10 protein-coding genes and 2 tRNA genes are annotated in these 15,578 nt (G+C 57.4%); 8 read left to right on the top strand and 4 right to left on the bottom strand.

Annotated elements, in window-relative coordinates:
• Window positions 1–81: 81 nt before the first annotated feature.
• Together K5D32_RS12515 and K5D32_RS12510 are read right to left on the bottom strand one after the other, a co-directional pair.
• The gene (locus K5D32_RS12515) at window positions 82–288 is read right to left on the bottom strand and encodes a SlyX family protein (protein WP_025258996.1); all 207 of its coding nucleotides are present in this window, start codon (window positions 286–288) and stop codon (window positions 82–84) included.
• A gap of 2 nt (window positions 289–290) precedes the next feature.
• Window positions 291–716, bottom strand: a complete 426-nt coding sequence (locus K5D32_RS12510; RefSeq protein ID WP_025258995.1) for an HIT domain-containing protein — start codon at window positions 714–716, stop codon at window positions 291–293.
• A gap of 921 nt (window positions 717–1,637) precedes the next feature.
• Here K5D32_RS12510 and K5D32_RS12505 point away from each other — a divergent pair.
• The 3 genes from K5D32_RS12505 to K5D32_RS12495 all read left to right on the top strand — a co-directional run bounded on the left by K5D32_RS12505 (window position 1,638) and on the right by K5D32_RS12495 (window position 5,898).
• The gene (locus K5D32_RS12505) at window positions 1,638–2,978 is read left to right on the top strand and encodes an OprD family porin (RefSeq protein WP_221600497.1); all 1,341 of its coding nucleotides are present in this window, start codon (window positions 1,638–1,640) and stop codon (window positions 2,976–2,978) included.
• Window positions 2,979–3,152: 174 nt separating this feature from the next.
• Entirely contained in the window at window positions 3,153–4,868 is a 1,716-nt protein-coding gene (locus K5D32_RS12500) for a proline--tRNA ligase (RefSeq protein WP_221600495.1), read from the top strand.
• Between the two features lie 67 nt (window positions 4,869–4,935).
• Window positions 4,936–5,898 carry a hypothetical protein gene (locus tag K5D32_RS12495; RefSeq protein WP_221600492.1) on the top strand — a complete coding sequence of 321 codons (963 nt, stop codon included), beginning with the start codon at window positions 4,936–4,938 and terminating at the stop codon, window positions 5,896–5,898.
• Window positions 5,899–6,022: 124 nt separating this feature from the next.
• Here K5D32_RS12495 and dinB read toward each other — a convergent pair whose 3' ends face one another.
• Entirely contained in the window at window positions 6,023–7,081 is a 1,059-nt protein-coding gene (dinB, locus tag K5D32_RS12490) for a DNA polymerase IV (protein ID WP_221576785.1), read from the bottom strand.
• A 247-nt stretch (window positions 7,082–7,328) separates the two neighbouring features.
• Here dinB and K5D32_RS12485 point away from each other — a divergent pair.
• The 4 genes from K5D32_RS12485 to K5D32_RS12470 all read left to right on the top strand — a co-directional run bounded on the left by K5D32_RS12485 (window position 7,329) and on the right by K5D32_RS12470 (window position 12,056).
• Window positions 7,329–7,405: transfer RNA gene (locus tag K5D32_RS12485), tRNA-Met, on the top strand.
• A 152-nt stretch (window positions 7,406–7,557) separates the two neighbouring features.
• A tRNA-Met gene (locus tag K5D32_RS12480) sits at window positions 7,558–7,634 on the top strand.
• 442 nt (window positions 7,635–8,076) lie between these two features.
• Window positions 8,077–10,719 (top strand): bifunctional lysylphosphatidylglycerol flippase/synthetase MprF, encoded by a 2,643-nt coding sequence (mprF, locus tag K5D32_RS12475; protein WP_025258990.1) that lies wholly within the window; start codon window positions 8,077–8,079, stop codon window positions 10,717–10,719.
• Window positions 10,719–12,056 (top strand): virulence factor family protein, encoded by a 1,338-nt coding sequence (locus K5D32_RS12470; RefSeq protein WP_221600490.1) that lies wholly within the window; start codon window positions 10,719–10,721, stop codon window positions 12,054–12,056. The genes mprF and K5D32_RS12470 overlap by 1 nt, the downstream gene beginning before the upstream one ends.
• 72 nt (window positions 12,057–12,128) lie before the next feature.
• Here K5D32_RS12470 and K5D32_RS12465 read toward each other — a convergent pair whose 3' ends face one another.
• A complete protein-coding gene (locus K5D32_RS12465; RefSeq protein ID WP_221576783.1) occupies window positions 12,129–14,024 on the bottom strand; it encodes a potassium transporter Kup in 1,896 nt (631 codons plus the stop codon).
• Window positions 14,025–14,543: 519 nt separating this feature from the next.
• Here K5D32_RS12465 and K5D32_RS12460 point away from each other — a divergent pair.
• On the top strand, window positions 14,544–15,455 hold the full coding sequence (locus tag K5D32_RS12460; RefSeq protein ID WP_221596253.1) for a DUF3800 domain-containing protein: 912 nt from the start codon (window positions 14,544–14,546) through the stop codon (window positions 15,453–15,455).
• Window positions 15,456–15,578 lie beyond the last annotated feature (123 nt).

The raw sequence follows: 15,578 nt of genomic DNA, 5'->3' as shown, positions 1-15,578 counted from the left end.
GCGCCTCTTTTGTCTCCCACCCAACAAAAAACTCCGCCCTCCTCGGGGGGAGGAGGTGTTGTTTTTTTTATGCAGCAACCTTCAGTAATGAGGCGGCGGAGCGTCCTCGACGAACGTATCGAACTGACTGCCCATTTCTTCCTGACGCTTGAGCATCGCAGTCATTTGCAATTGCAGACGATCCAGCTCACGCCGCTGCACCACCAGCACATCATTCAACGCCTGAAGCGTATCTTCCTGAAAGGTCAGGCGGCTTTCCAGCTCCATGACTCGCTCTTCAAGATTCATGGTCATTCACCCTCAAATCGAAAGTCTTGCGTCAACACCGGCCTCAAGCGTTCGAGAACCGCTGCGAACTGCTCGTCCGTATAAGGAAGAGCCGGATGTTTGCCCCATACAGGCGCCGGCCAGGCAGCATCGTCACGCTTGCGAACGATGACGTGCATGTGAAGCTGACTGACAACATTACCCAGCGCCGCGACATTGAGTTTATCAGCGTCGAACGCATCCTTCAGGATTTGAGACAGAACGGTGGTTTCCTGCCACAACTGCAACTGATCCTGCGCCTCAAGCTCAAAAACTTCACTGATATCCGGGCGACGTGGCACCAGGATGAACCATGGGTAACGGGAATCATTGGACAGCAGCAGCCGACACAACGGGAAATCGCCGACAGGCAAAGTGTCCTGCTTGAGACGTGAATCCAGAACGAACACGATAAAACTCCCAGGTTGAATGTCTGGTCCGCAGGATACGCAGGATCGGGCGGCGCTTCACCCTGCAGAATGCATTTCATCAAAAGCCGGCGAACCGCCCATCGAAAAGCCTGCGCACCAACCTGCGCGCCGGCACACGACAATTGCACCAATTTGATCCCATGGTGCCATTTATTGGCCAGACTGTACCCGCGCCCTCAAGCACGAAAAATCGGCCAAAACCGGCACATGGACATAAAAATGAAACAACGTCGCGCCAACCCTATATGCCGATGAAAGCCGAGATCCAAGTTATGGCAGCCGTGTAACCCGACGCACCAAAACGAAACACTTTGGTATACCAGAAAGAGCGCGGATCTGCGTTTTACCCAAATAGCGGTGCCGCCAGTAACGTTTCCCGGCTTCCCGCCCTGCCGATCCACCCTCGGCAAGCCTGCAAAGCCCACGTTCAGACATAGAAATAAAACGATAAAAAACATTCAGTTACGGGACGAAAGCCACGTAAAACCTAAAATTTCACATTTTTTTTAAATTTTTTTGAACTTTGTGCACGCTTGTTGCTTTAACACTCACACGATCACGATGACCCTGTCGGAAAACGGGGACATCAGGATCAAGGGAATGGCAGTTCACAGCTTTGAGAACCTACCCTGAAAGGCGATCTGTAACCGAATCATTTCGATCCGGATACAAGAGCCCGAAGCTAGCAAAGCTGGATACATGATAAGGAAGTGATGCGTTTACGACCTGCGCGAAACTTTCAGCGACACCGCCGTAAAGATTTCGGAAAGACAGGTTTGCAACTATCGTAACGACGGTCAGCGTGATATAGATTTCCGCCGACAAAAAAAGAAAGAGCCGCCCAGATAAAAAAACAGGTGGGACGGCCTGAATCTTCTTAAAACCAAAGGAGCAATCACGATGAGAGTGATGAAGTGGAGCGCAATCGCACTGGCAATTACTGCAGCCAGCGCCCAGATGGCAACAGCAGCACCGTTCGTCAGTGACCAGTCTGAAGCCAAGGGCTTTGTCGAGGGCAGCACTCTTAACCTGAAGTTGCGCAACTACTATTACGACCGCACCTACAAGAACTCCTCAGCCCGTGAAGACAAAGACTGGACTCAAGGGATCTGGGCTAACTACAGCTCTGGTTATACCCAAGGCACCATCGGTGTGGGTGTCGATGCGTTCGGCTATTTTGGCCTGAAACTCTGGGGTCCGGATAAATACTCTGGTTCCAGCAACCTGGTTACCGACAGGCAGGACAGAAACGAAGAAACCTTGGGCAAAGCCGGTGGTGCAGTCAAATTCCGCATCTCCAAGACCGAGCTGAAGATCGGTGACATGCAACCTACCAGCCCGGTATTCGCCGTTGGCGGTAGCCGTCTCCTGCCTCAGACTGCAAGCGGCCTGAGCCTGCAAAGCAGCGAATTCAACGGTCTGGACCTGGAAGCTGGACACTACTACTCCGGCACCAGCCAGAATGACACCAACCGTAGCGGCAGAATTTATGCGAACTACGCCGGTGTAGCATCCAATAGCGCAGACTTCGTAGGTGGCAAATATGCCATTACCGATAATCTGGGCGTAGCGTTCTACGCTGCAAAACTCGAGGACATCTGGAACCAGTACTACGGTAACGTGAACTACGCACTGCCTCTGAGCGGCGACCAGTCCCTGGCATTCGATGCCAATATCTATCGCACCGTCGACGAAGGTAGCGCAGACGCAGGTTCGATCAGCAACACGACCTACTCCGCTTCCGCAGCCTACTCGTTCCTGGCAGCACACACCGTGACTGTCGCATTCCAGAAGGTTAACAGCGATACTCCGTTCGACTATATCGGTATCGGCGACAACAACCGTGGCGGCGACTCGATCTTCCTGAACAACTCCGTTCAGTACTCTGACTTCAACGGCCCGGGTGAAAGATCCTGGCAGGTTCGTTACGACCTGAACATGGCACCTTATGGCGTTCCAGGCCTGAGCTTCATGACTCGCTACCTCAATGGTGACAATATTGATGGAACCGGTCTGGCAGCAAACTCGCGCTACCGCAAAGACGATGGCACACCGATTTATGGTGCCAACGGCAAACACCACGAAACCAACCTTGAAGCCAAGTATGTCGTACAAGCCGGCCCGGCCAAGGACTTGTCCTTCCGTATCCGTCAAGCATGGCACCGCGGCAACGATGCTCAGGCAGACGGCGACGTCAACGAGTTCCGCCTGATCGTCGACTACCCGATTTCGGTTCTGTAACCGCAACTCAGGTATCTGCTACTCAAAAAGCCCGGCAGGCCAAATGCCGGGCTTTTTCATGCGCCCGAAAAGCACCACCCTGAGACTCAGCGCCAGCCGCGCCCTGTACGCGACCGGCACACCACCGTACAATGCCGGGTCATTTCCAGTCCCAGCAACAGACAACGGCCAACCATGCGCACCAGTCAATTTTTGCTCGCCACACAGAAAGAAACCCCTTCCGATGCAGTCGTGGTCAGCCATCAGCTGCTGCTGCGCGCTGGCATGATCCGCAAGCTGGCTTCCGGCCTTTACACCTGGCTGCCCATGGGCCTGCGTGTATTGCGCAAGGTAGAAGCCATCGTTCGTGAAGAAATGGACGCTGCCGGTGCGCTCGAAATATTGATGCCGGGTATCCAGCCCGCAGAACTGTGGCAGGAATCCGGCCGCTGGGAGCAGTACGGCCCCGAGCTGATGCGCCTGGTCGATCGCCACAACCGTGACTTCTGCCTGGGCCCGACCCACGAGGAAGTCATTACCGATCTGGCCCGCAACGAGCTCAACAGCTACAAGCAGTTGCCGATCAACATGTACCAGATCCAGACCAAATTCCGTGACGAGATCCGCCCACGCTTCGGCCTGATGCGTGGCCGCGAGTTCGTCATGAAGGACGCCTACTCCTTCCACGCCGATCATGCTTCGTTGCAGGAAACCTACGACCGCATGCATTTGGCCTACAGCAACGTGTTCACCCGTCTGGGCCTGAAGTTCCGTCCTGTAGAAGCCGACAACGGCTCCATCGGCGGTGCAGGCTCCCACGAGTTCCACGTGCTGGCAGACTCCGGTGAAGACGACATCGTGTTCAGCGATGGCTCCGACTACGCCGCCAACATCGAGAAGGCCGAAGCCGTACCTCGCGAGAAGGCTCGCGGTGCTGCAACCGAAGAGCTGCGTCTGGTGGATACACCTGACACCAAGACCATCGCGCAACTGGTCGAAGGCTTCAACCTGCCTATCGAAAAGACCGTCAAGACGCTGGTTGTCCACGCTGCCGAAGAAGGCAAGCTGATCGCGCTGATCATTCGTGGCGACCACGAACTCAACGAAATCAAGGCCACCAAGCTGGAGCAGGTCGCCAATCCGCTGGTGATGGCTTCCGAAGCCGAACTGCGTGACGCCATCGGTGCAGGCGCAGGCTCCCTGGGCCCGCTGAACCTGCCACTGCCGTGCATCATCGACCGTTCGGTCGAGCTGATGAGCGACTTCGCGGTCGGCGCCAACATCGACGACAAGCACTACTTCGGCGTCAACTGGGAACGCGACCTGCCTGTACCGACCGTTGCCGACCTGCGCAACGTCGTAGCTGGCGACCCGAGCCCGGACGGCAAAGGCACGCTTGAAATCAAGCGCGGCATCGAAGTCGGCCACATCTTCCAGCTGGGCACCAAGTACAGCGAAGCAATGAAGTGCCAGGTACTGGGCGAAAACGGCAAACCCGTCAACCTGTCCATGGGTTGCTACGGTATTGGCGTCTCCCGCGTCGTGGCGGCTGCCATCGAGCAGAACAGCGATGAAAACGGGATCATCTGGAACGATACCCTGGCACCTTTCCATATCGCTCTGGTTCCACTGCGCTATGAAACGGACGCTGTTCGCGAAGCAACCGACAAGCTGTATGCCGAGCTGAAGGCCGCAGGCTTTGAGGTTCTGCTCGATGACCGCGACAAGAAAACCAGCCCGGGCATCAAGTTCGCCGACATGGAGCTGATCGGTATTCCCCATCGCATCGTGGTCAGTGATCGTGGTCTGGCCGAAGGCAATCTGGAATACAAGAGCCGAACCGAGTCGCAACCACAAGCCATTGCGGTCGCCGACGTGCTGTCGTTCATCCAGGGTCGCGTGAAACGCTGAGTCAAAGGCGCGTCCGTCCTGCGGACGCGCCACTTATCACACGCCCCAATCCGCATCAAGAGATCCCATGTTCAGACGAAGCACCCTAAGCCTCGGCAGCGCCGTTTTATGCGGCACCTTCCTCGTCAGCGGTTGTGCCAATCAGCTGTCACAGCGCAGCGAGCACGAAGAACGCATAGAACGCAAACTGCTGGAACACACCCTGCAGATCGATATCGGCGAGCCCAAGACCCTTGAGCTGCCACAGCGCCGGGTGCGGATTCACGAGCATAAATCCTTCGAGGTCACCGACTTTGAAGTAACCCGTCATTACGACCGTTACACCCCCTATCAACCCTGGCGGGAAATCTACGAGATTCCGCTGGGCGCAGTCGCAGTAGTCGCCGGTATCGGCGCCAACGTGGTCAACGTCTTCACTCTCGGCAGCCTGCCGGACAGCGTGACCAAGGACTGGATCAATTACGGCGTGGCCGGCCTCAATCCGTTCATGAACGCACCGTCCCATGGCCGTGCGCAACAGAACCTGGCCAGTATCGATGAAGTCCAGAAGGACAAGAGAATCGAGAATTCCACCCTGCCCTGGAACGAGCGTCCGGTCATGGTCAAGGCAGGCAACGAAACCCACGAGCTGAACACGGATCGTAACGGGGTTCTGCGCCTTAACCTGCTCGACAGCCCGTTTGCCGAACAGGATCTGAGCCGTGTCACGCGCCTGTACCTCAATATCGAGGACGATCAGGACAATGCTCACGCCAATGCCAGCCTGCCGATCAGCCAGTCACTGAGGGGCAAGCTGCTGGAAGCTCACGAGCTGATCTACGACGACCTGGAAGACGATGAAGTCAAACAGTGGGTGCATCGCGTCAAGCGTCTCTCGGAACTGGGTCTTGAAGAAGAAGCCAGCGAGCTGGAGCAGAGCCTGATCGAGCTGACACGCAACGATCCCCAACTGCAAAGTGAATTTCTCAAGTCTCTGGCCAAGGATGCTGGCCGCCTTGTGGCTCCGGCTACAGAGCCTGATAGCGAATGACGAGCAGGCTCCTCATCAAAACAGAGTAGGAGCGAATTCATTCGCGAGACTGCAGTGATGTGTTTGGAAATCACGGCCCCTCGCGAATAAATTCGCTCCTACACCAGATCCGCAGAAAACCTTATCAGGCAAACAGTTCCAGTTGCTCATGAGCGCCACGCAAATCATGCAGGCGCACGCCGATACCCAGTAATCGCACCGGCTTGGCGCCACGGGCAAAAGCCTGGGTCAGCAATTGCTCGTAACTGGCCAGATCACGCCCTGCCCCCGACTGCTCCAGCGTGGTCTGGGTAAAATCATGGAATTTCACTTTCACGAATGGCTTGCCAGGGCGATATTGCCCGGCCATTCGCTCCATGCGCACAGCCAGGGTTTCCAGCAATGCCGGCAGTTTTTCCAGGCAACTGGCCAGATCGGGTAAATCCGTGTCGTAGGTATTTTCGACGCTCACAGACTGACGCCTGCTATCCGTCTGCACGGGACGCTCATCGATCCCGAACGCCAGACTCCAGAGCCGTTCACCAAAACTGCCGAACTCGCGCACCAGCGCCAGCTTGCTCCAGCGGCGCAAGTCCATGCAGGTAATGATGCCCAGCCGCCCCAGCTTGTCAGCCGTCACCTTGCCGACACCATGCAGCTTGCTGACCGGCAGGGATTCGACAAAATCCTCGACCTGATCCGGAGTAATCACGAACAAGCCGTTGGGCTTCTTCCAGTCACTGGCAATCTTGGCCAGAAACTTGTTGGGCGCAACGCCAGCCGAGACCGTGATGTGCAACTGATTCGAAACCCGACGCCGGATATCCTGGGCGATACGGGTCGCACTGCCGGAAAAGTGACTGGCGTCGGAGACATCCAGAAACGCCTCGTCCAGCGACAGCGGCTCGATCAGGTCGGTGTAATCGCGAAAGATGCCCTGAATTTCCCGGGACGCTTCCTTATAGGCATCCATGCGCGGCTTGACGATGGTCAGCTCCGGGCACAGCTTCAAGGCGTGACGCGAGGACATCGCCGAACGCACCCCATAGGCTCGCGCTTCATAGTTGCAGGTCGCAATCACCCCTCTCTTGTCCGGCGACCCACCAACAGCCAGCGGCTTGGTGGCCAGGCTCGGGTCGTCTCGCATTTCGATGGCTGCATAGAAGCAGTCACAATCGATGTGGATGATTTTGCGCTGAGTCATGAACGGCGATTTGCAATCAATGGTCGTGCAGTATCGCACTGGTATCAGGAAGTGACACTCATGACGCCAAATGAATGCATCAGAAAAGCGTGCGCTCGCTACACCACTGTCCTTTCGGATTGTCAGACAAATCGCCATATCCCCTGTAGCACTGGCCTTACAGCGCTAACCATTTGAAGAAAAAAGCATTTTTTGAAACTAATGATTGACAGGATCAGCTTCCCCTGTAGAATGCCGCCCTATCAGACGCGGGATGGAGCAGCCTGGTAGCTCGTCGGGCTCATAACCCGAAGGTCGTCGGTTCAAATCCGGCTCCCGCAACCAAATGCAGTAAAGTAGAAGGCCCGCCCACAAAGCGGGCCTTTTGCATTCTGATGCCAACATCCGTCAACCAGCAGCAAACAGTATTAATTTTCATACTTTCTGCATTAAAGGTTGACACTTCTGGATTCGGCTGTAGAATGCCGCCACACAGACGCGGGATGGAGCAGCCTGGTAGCTCGTCGGGCTCATAACCCGAAGGTCGTCGGTTCAAATCCGGCTCCCGCAACCAACATCAAAGAAGGCTAATCGAAAGATTGGCCTTTTTTGTGCCTGCTGAAAAAGCATGGGACCAGCCATGCTAACTGTCTGACAAAAAAAGACTATTTCCTCTCCCGCCTGAAACCCTATCATCACGTACGTAACGTAATATTTCTGTGTCCGACAGTTTTTCGATGGACTGCCGATAGAATCATTACGAGACGTAGTAGGAAAGATCGGCACACGATCGTTATGCCCGGCGCCCCAGTCACTCTTCAATACGGCATGACACAACGTAGTCATTTTTGTTACATACGCCTAAGCTGAATCAAAGCTGAACGGTACCCGCTCAAGCCATTAGCAGTTCGCCCATGAGACGTTGACGCGATAACATCTCGAAATATTTTTTGCGTAGGGATTGGTAACTTGGCTGCATACCTCCATCCTGTCGCGCACGATCCAAGGAGTGATTGATGCGCGACAACCCGTCAGATACCAACGAAGCAGTTGCTGCAAATAGTTCGATAAAACCTGTCCGCTTCCGCTGGCTGGAACTGCTCAGCAAGTACCGGCAACCCATCGGGTTGGCCGTCATGCTGCTGCTTTTCGGCATGGCCTTGATCGCCTGTAGACACATGCTGATCGAGATGGACTTCTTTGCGCTGCGCGACTCGCTGTTCGCCGTGCCTCTGCCCTCCCTGGGCGGCGCTCTGCTGGCTGCGATAATCGGCTTCGTCATCTTGATGGGCTATGAGCTGTCCGCCAGCCGTTACGCCAACGTCAACCTGCCAACCCGCACCTTGCTGCTTGGGGGCTTTACCTCTTTTGCGATTGGCAATGCCGTGGGCCTTTCCATGCTCTCAGGCGGATCGGTGCGTTACCGACTGTATTCACGTCATGGCATCGGGGCGATGGAAATCGCCCGCATGACCCTGTTCGCCAGCCTGTCGCTGGGCTGCGCCTTGCCACCACTGGCAGCAGTAGCAACCCTGAGCAACCTGTCCGGCGCGTCACTGGCACTGAAACTGCCTGTGGACGTACTGGCCGTTATCGCTACCGCCGTCCTGGTCGCCAGTGTTCTGCTGGCGGTTGCGGTCTATCGCCGTCGTCTGCCGGAGCAGACCATTCCCCACAATATTCTGGTCAGGGCCGGCCGACGCACCTTGCGTCTTCCCGACCTGCGCCTGACGCTGATTCAACTGGTCATCACCGCCCTGGACGTGGTCGCCGCAGCCATGGTGCTTTACCTGCTGCTGCCGTCAGCACCGCCGCTGGGCGCTTTCATCCTCATTTACCTGCTGGCCCTGGCCGCAGGTGTACTGAGCCATGTACCAGGCGGCGTAGGGGTTTTCGAGGCAATTCTGCTGGCAGCCTTCGCCAACGAACTGGGCGCCGCGCCACTGGCTGCCGCCTTGCTGCTGTATCGCCTGATCTATGTAGTATTGCCACTGCTGCTGGCCTGCCTGACGCTACTCTTTACCGAAGCCCAGCGCTTGCTGCCTACCCGTCAGGCCATGCGCGTAGCCTCCGGGCTCGCTGCGCCGATCCTGGCGCTGCTGGTGTTCCTGTCAGGTGTTGTGCTGCTGTTCTCCGGCGCCACACCGGAAATCGACACCCGCCTGGAAAACGTCGGCTTCATGATTCCCCATCGCCTGATCAACGCCTCGCACTTTGGCGCCAGTCTGGTAGGCGTGCTGTGTCTGTTGCTGGCCCAAGGCTTGCGACGTCGCCTGTCGGCGGCGTGGATGCTGACGGTCATTCTGCTGCTGGTGGGCGCCGTCCTGTCGATGCTCAAGGGCTTCGACTGGGAAGAAGCCAGCCTGTTGCTGCTGACGGCCGCTCTGCTGGCTACTTTCCGCCGCTCGTTCTACCGTCCGAGCCGCCTGCTTGAGCTGCCCTTCTCGCCGCTTTATCTGATCGCCAGTGCCTGTGTGGTTGGCGCCTCGATATGGCTGCTGCTGTTTGCCTATCAGGACGTGCCTTACAGCCATCAGCTCTGGTGGCAGTTCACCCTCGACGCCGATGCACCCCGGGGCCTGCGCTCCGCTCTGGGCAGCGCGGTGTTGCTGGTGGTGGTATCCCTGACCTGGCTGCTGCGCACGGCACGCCCGGTCATCAAGCTGCCGAACGCCGCCGAACTGGACAAGGCTGCCGAAATCCTCAAGGCCTCCAGCCAGCCCGATGGCGGCCTGGTGCTGACCGGTGACAAAGCGATTCTGTTCCACCCCAACGAAAACGCCTTCCTGATGTATTCCCATCGCGGACGCAGCCTCGTGGCCCTGTATGACCCGATCGGCCCGACTCAGCAGCGTGCCGAACTGATCTGGCAATTCCGTGACCTGTGCGACGTTCACCATGCCCGCCCCGTGTTCTATCAGGTCCGTGCAGAAAACCTGCCGTACTACATGGACATCGGGCTGACAGCGATCAAGCTGGGCGAGGAAGCACGGGTAGACCTGCGGCGCTTCGACATCGACGCCAAGGGCAAGGAAATGAAAGACCTGCGCTACACCTGGAACCGGGGTGGCCGCGACGGTCTGTCGCTGGAGATCTACGAAGCCGGCCAGGCGCCGCTGGATGAGCTGAAAGCCATTTCCGATGCGTGGCTGACGGGCAAGAATGTGCGCGAAAAAGGCTTCTCCCTGGGTCGTTTCAGCCCTGAGTACCTGAAGTACTTCCGCATCGCGATTATCCACTTCGAAGGCAAGCCGGTGGCGTTTGCCAACCTGCTGGAAACCTCCAGCCTCGAACTCGCCAGCCTGGACCTGATGCGCTCGCACCCGGACGCCCCCAAGCTGACCATGGAGTTCATGATGGTCGGCCTGATCCTGCATTACAAACAGCAGGGCTATGCACGCTTCAGCCTGGGCATGGTGCCGTTGTCAGGCCTGCAGCCAAGACGCGGCGCACCCTTGACCCAGCGCTTGGGTTCGATGGTGTTCCGCCGTGGCGAACAGCTCTACAACTTCCAGGGCCTGCGCCGCTTCAAGGACAAGTTCCAACCGGACTGGGAACCTCGCTATATGGCCGTGCCTGCCGGACTCGATCCGCTTGTGGCACTGGCTGACACCGCCGCCCTGATTGCGGGCGGCCTGACTGGATTGGTGAAACGCTGATGATTCGACGCTTTTCGCGCTATTTGCTTGCTGCTCTGGGTGTTGTTCTGCTGGCAGCACTCGGCTTCTGGCTATGGACCCGCCCTGCTCCACCGGCCAGCCTTGAACGCCTGAGCCTTGACGATGGCACGCCACTGACCAGCGTCACACCGGCAACCAAGGTCAAGACCCGGATTGCCCTGGCCGTGACCGCTGAAGAAATGCTGACTGACAAGCAACTGCTGGCCATCAGCAAGGATGCCTCGGCGCGCATCATTCAAGTGGTCTTGCCCAAGGATGACTGCGTCCTGCAACAGAAGACGCTCCAGAACGCCCTGCAAAAACTCGACGGTGCGCCGCTGGTTGTCGGCGGCATTGGCCCGGGCGCTACGCTGGCATGGCGCTGGCTGGCCGAGCAGAAGGATGACAAGGCCCAGGCCATCTCGGTCGGTTTTGCCCTTGAGCATGTTTCCAACCCTCCTCCGGTGGTGGAAGAGGATGAAACCCCGCCGCAGATCTGCGACGTACCGCTGCCGCAAAAGGCACCACATGGCCACTGGCTGGCCGCCTGGAACGACGCACCGGACGATCCGAGCGCTGCTTTCGTACGCGATCAGACGAACGCCGAAACCAGCATCAGCGACTACGACATCTCTCTGCCGCAAGTGCTCAATACCGAACTTCGTCACCTGCTGCTGGGTGAAAATGACGCAGGCGGCCTGGGCATCCCGACGGTTGAAGTGCCTGTGGCAGCCAACCAGAGCGCCGACACCGTAACCCTGTTCATGTCCGGTGATGGCGGCTGGCGTGATCTGGACAAGGTCGTGGCTGGCGATATGGCGAAGATGGGTTATCCGGTGGTCGGCATCGATGTGCTGCGCTATTACTGGGAGCACAAGACGCCTGAACAGACTGCTATCGACCTCACCGACCTGATGAATCACTACCGTCAGAAATGGGGCACCAAACGCTTCATCCTGGCCGGCTACTCCTTCGGTGCGGATGTCATGCCTGCGGTCTATAACCGCCTCGCACCGGAAGACCAGAACCGTATCGACGGGATCATTCTGCTGGCCTTCGCACGCTCCGGCAGCTTCGAGATTCACGTAGACGGCTGGCTTGGCAATGCAGGCAAGGAAGCGACTACAGGCCAGGAAATGGCCAAGCTGCCAGCTTCCAAAGTGCTGTGCGTCTATGGCCTGGAAGAGAAGAAAACCAGCGGCTGCACCGATACCACCGCAGTCGGTGAAGTGATCGAGCTACCGGGCGGCCACCACTTCGATGAGAACTACCCGGCATTGGCCAAGCGTCTGATCAATGCGATCAACAAATGGCAAGGCAAGCCTGCCGCTCAATAAATCCTGATCGGCAGACATGAAAAATCCCGGCACCGCGAGGTGACCGGGATTTTTTGTACGCCAGGAGAAACGCTACATCTCGACCTGGGTACCCAGTTCGATCACCCGGTTGTACGGCAGCTTGAAGAAGCGCAGGTTGCCGTTGGCGTTCTTGAGCATGAAAGCGAACAGCGCTTCACGCCAGCGCGCCATACCCACCATCTTGGACGGAATAACGGTTTCGCGGCTCAGGAAGTAAGTGGTGCGCATCGGGCTGAAATCCAGATCGTCCAGATGACACAGCGCCAGCGCAGCCGGTACATCCGGCTCGTCGATAAAGCCGAAGTGCAGGATCACCCGGTAGAAACCTTCGCCGTAGGACTCCACTTCGAAACGCTCATGGGCCGGAACACGCGGCCGGTCTTCATAGACGACTGTCAGCAACACCACCTGCTCGTGAAGCACCTGGTTGTGCAGCATGTTATGCAGCAGCGCATGGGGCACCGCGTCGCTGCGCGCCGTCAGGAACACGGCAGTGCCCTGAACCCGGTGCGGCGGCTGCACACGAATGCTGCCAATGAAGATCGGCAGCGGCAGGCCGCCCTCGTCGATACGATCGGCCAGCAACTGCTTGCCACGCTTCCAGGTGGTCATCAGGATGAACAGCACAGCACCCGCCAGCACAGGGAAGGCACCGCCCTGCACGACTTTCGGCACGTTGGCAGCAAAGAACAGGCCGTCCACCAGCAACAGGCCCAGCAGCAAGGGAACCGCCAGCACCGCTGGCCACTTCCACAGCAGCAGCATCACCGAAGACACCAGAATCGTGGTGCAGAGCATGGTGCCGGTCACGGCAACGCCATAGGCCGAAGCCAGCGCGCCGGAAGACTCGAAACCGATCACCAGCAACACCACACCCACCATCAACGCCCAGTTCACGGCACCGATGTAGATCTGGCCCTGTGCATCGCTGGAAGTGTGCTGGATATACATGCGCGGGATATAACCGAGCTGAATGGCCTGCAGGGTCATGGAGAACGCACCGGAGATCACCGCCTGGGAAGCGATGACCGTGGCCAGTGTCGACAGCCCGATCAGCGGCAGCAGTGCCCAGCCCGGCGCCAGCAGATAGAACGGGTTGCGCACCGCCTCGGGATTTTCCAGCACCAGCGCGCCCTGCCCGAAATAGTTGAGCAGCAGCGCAGGCAGCACCAGGATGAACCAGGCCCTTGAGATAGGTTTGCGTCCGAAGTGCCCCATGTCGGCGTACAGCGCCTCGGCACCGGTCAGTGCCAGCACGACGGCACCGAGAATGGCGACTCCAATGCCCGGATGCAGAATGAAGAACCGGATCGCCCACATCGGATTCACGGCATTGAGCACTTCAGGCGAATGCATGATGCCGTAGATCCCGAGCGCACCCAGCACCAGAAACCAGGTCACCATCACCGGCCCGAACAACACGCCGATGCGTGCCGTACCGTGCTTCTGGATCAGGAACAGCCCAACCAGCACCACCAGCGCCATAGGCACGATCCAGTGCTCAAGCCCGTCGAAGGCCAGCTCCAGCCCTTCCATCGCCGACAGCACCGACACCGCCGGGGTAATCATGCTGTCGCCGTAGAACAGAGCCGCGCCGAACAGACCGAACACCACCATCAGCATTTGCAGCCTGGGGTAGTGAGCCGTCGCGCGTCGCGCCAGAGCCGTGAGAGCCATGATCCCGCCTTCGCCCTGGTTATCGGCGCGCAGAATGAAGGCCATGTACTTGAAGGACACCACCCAGATCAGCGACCAGAAAATCAGCGACAGGATGCCCAGTATCGCGTCATGGGTGACCTCGACCCCGTATCCCCCCTGAAAAACCTCCTTGAGCGTATACAGCGGGCTCGTACCGATATCCCCATACACCACGCCCACGGCCGCGATCAGCAGACCCAAGGGTTTTGCAGTGCTTCCAGTCTCAGCATGACTGCTTGCCTGACTCATCCAATACTCCTGAAACAAGACTTGAGGCCCAAAGCACTATGAACTTCACACCACGTAACAATTCCGATCACGCCAATTATTGACACGCGCTGGCGCAACGCCGCGAAGCATAGCGCAGCACTCGTCGTAATTCTCTGCTTAACACTGGTCAGCACGCGCTCATCGAGAGGGCTGCGCTTTTTTTGAGCAGAGACACAGCGCGCGCCCAATCAGTGCCCGCGTATTGAGCCTGGCACCCTTCACGCTGATGCTTGCCGTGTCCACTGCGCTCCCGAGGTAGGCTTTTTTCTCTGGACTACCCTAACGATATCCTTGATGTATATCGCGTTTTAGGGATGCTGATTTACCGCACTCTGGCATTGTCGGTTAACCGTTGGTTGACAAATCAGATGGTGCTGATCAATATTTGCGCACAGCCGTCGAACGGTTGATTTAAGTGTCGGTTAAGTCCGATGCAACATACTGCGAAAGCAGACCACAGCCACCTTATAGGTGGCTGTTCTATTTCCGGGGTTCGGTATGCACATCTGCTACATCGACGAGTCTGGTGATTCCCAACCTATCCGCAGTGACGTCGACGACAAGCAACCGATGCTAGTCGTCGCAGGGCTGTTTGTGGACGCCCAGCACATCAGCCGTATCACCGATGAATTCATCGGACTAAAACGCCAGTTCTACCCCAACCTTTTCAAGAACGAGAAGCACGCGCTGAACGTGCTACTCAAGGAGATCAAAGGATCTGATCTCAGGAGCGATATCAGACGTCACCCTCCAACCCATTCAATCGTCGAACACCATTTCAGGTTTATCGATGGCGTGCTGAAGATCTGCAAGACTCACAACATCAAGCTGGTGGCACGAGTCTGGGTAAAACAATACGGGGTAGCACTCGAAGACCGATCCATCTACACCATCACTGCTCAGAACATCGCGAAGCGATTCCAGCATTTCCTGATTGATCAAGAATCTCGTGGGATGATCATTGCCGACTTTCGCGACCCCGCACGTAATCGTTACGTGGCCCACTCGATCTTCACCCAGAAACACAAGCTGGGAAAAGGCGGTGACGCTTATCCTTCAATTGAAGAGGCCGCCGTATTCGGCATCAGCGACAACCATGCCTGCTTGCAGATCGCAGATCTGATTTGCTCGACCATCCTGTACCCGATAGCAGGTCGCACTGTTTGCGTAGGCCACTTCAAAAACGTCCATACGCATGCAAACTATGACGCGATTGTTCAGCGATACTCACGACGAATCAGCGCCATGCAATATCACTGCGCAGAAAATGGCCAGAGACGCTGGGGAATCACAGTTGACGATCCCCACGCCCGTCGGACCTCAATATTTTCCCTATCGAAGCCTGCTGCGCATGCACAGGCAGTAGTAGCTCCACCGCTACAGGTCAGCTCTAATGATGGAGTCGCATAAACTGCATTGTACCTACGCATATCGAGCAGCCCCCTTTCCCATCGCCAGGACGCTTGCTGTCCCCTGATGAGGTGCTCATATTGGAGCAACGGTCCAGAATCCGACTACGCCAATGACGTATCC

The organism is Pseudomonas cichorii (assembly GCF_019719005.1).
GTDB classification, from domain to species: domain Bacteria; phylum Pseudomonadota; class Gammaproteobacteria; order Pseudomonadales; family Pseudomonadaceae; genus Aquipseudomonas; species Aquipseudomonas cichorii_E.
This window is presented reverse-complemented; position numbering and strand designations above follow the sequence as displayed.

Bases quoted from the DNA above. Each gene is read 5' to 3' on its own strand.
- K5D32_RS12515 (WP_025258996.1), bottom strand. From the start codon at position 288: ATGAATCTTGAAGAGCGAGTCATGGAGCTGGAAAGCCGCCTGACCTTT.
- K5D32_RS12505 (WP_221600497.1), top strand. From the start codon at position 1,638: ATGAGAGTGATGAAGTGGAGCGCAATCGCACTGGCAATTACTGCAGCC.
- K5D32_RS12500 (WP_221600495.1), top strand. From the start codon at position 3,153: ATGCGCACCAGTCAATTTTTGCTCGCCACACAGAAAGAAACCCCTTCC.
- K5D32_RS12495 (WP_221600492.1), top strand. From the start codon at position 4,936: ATGTTCAGACGAAGCACCCTAAGCCTCGGCAGCGCCGTTTTATGCGGC.
- dinB (WP_221576785.1), bottom strand. From the start codon at position 7,081: ATGACTCAGCGCAAAATCATCCACATCGATTGTGACTGCTTCTATGCA.
- mprF (WP_025258990.1), top strand. From the start codon at position 8,077: ATGCGCGACAACCCGTCAGATACCAACGAAGCAGTTGCTGCAAATAGT.
- K5D32_RS12470 (WP_221600490.1), top strand. From the start codon at position 10,719: ATGATTCGACGCTTTTCGCGCTATTTGCTTGCTGCTCTGGGTGTTGTT.
- K5D32_RS12465 (WP_221576783.1), bottom strand. From the start codon at position 14,024: ATGAGTCAGGCAAGCAGTCATGCTGAGACTGGAAGCACTGCAAAACCC.
- K5D32_RS12460 (WP_221596253.1), top strand. From the start codon at position 14,544: ATGCACATCTGCTACATCGACGAGTCTGGTGATTCCCAACCTATCCGC.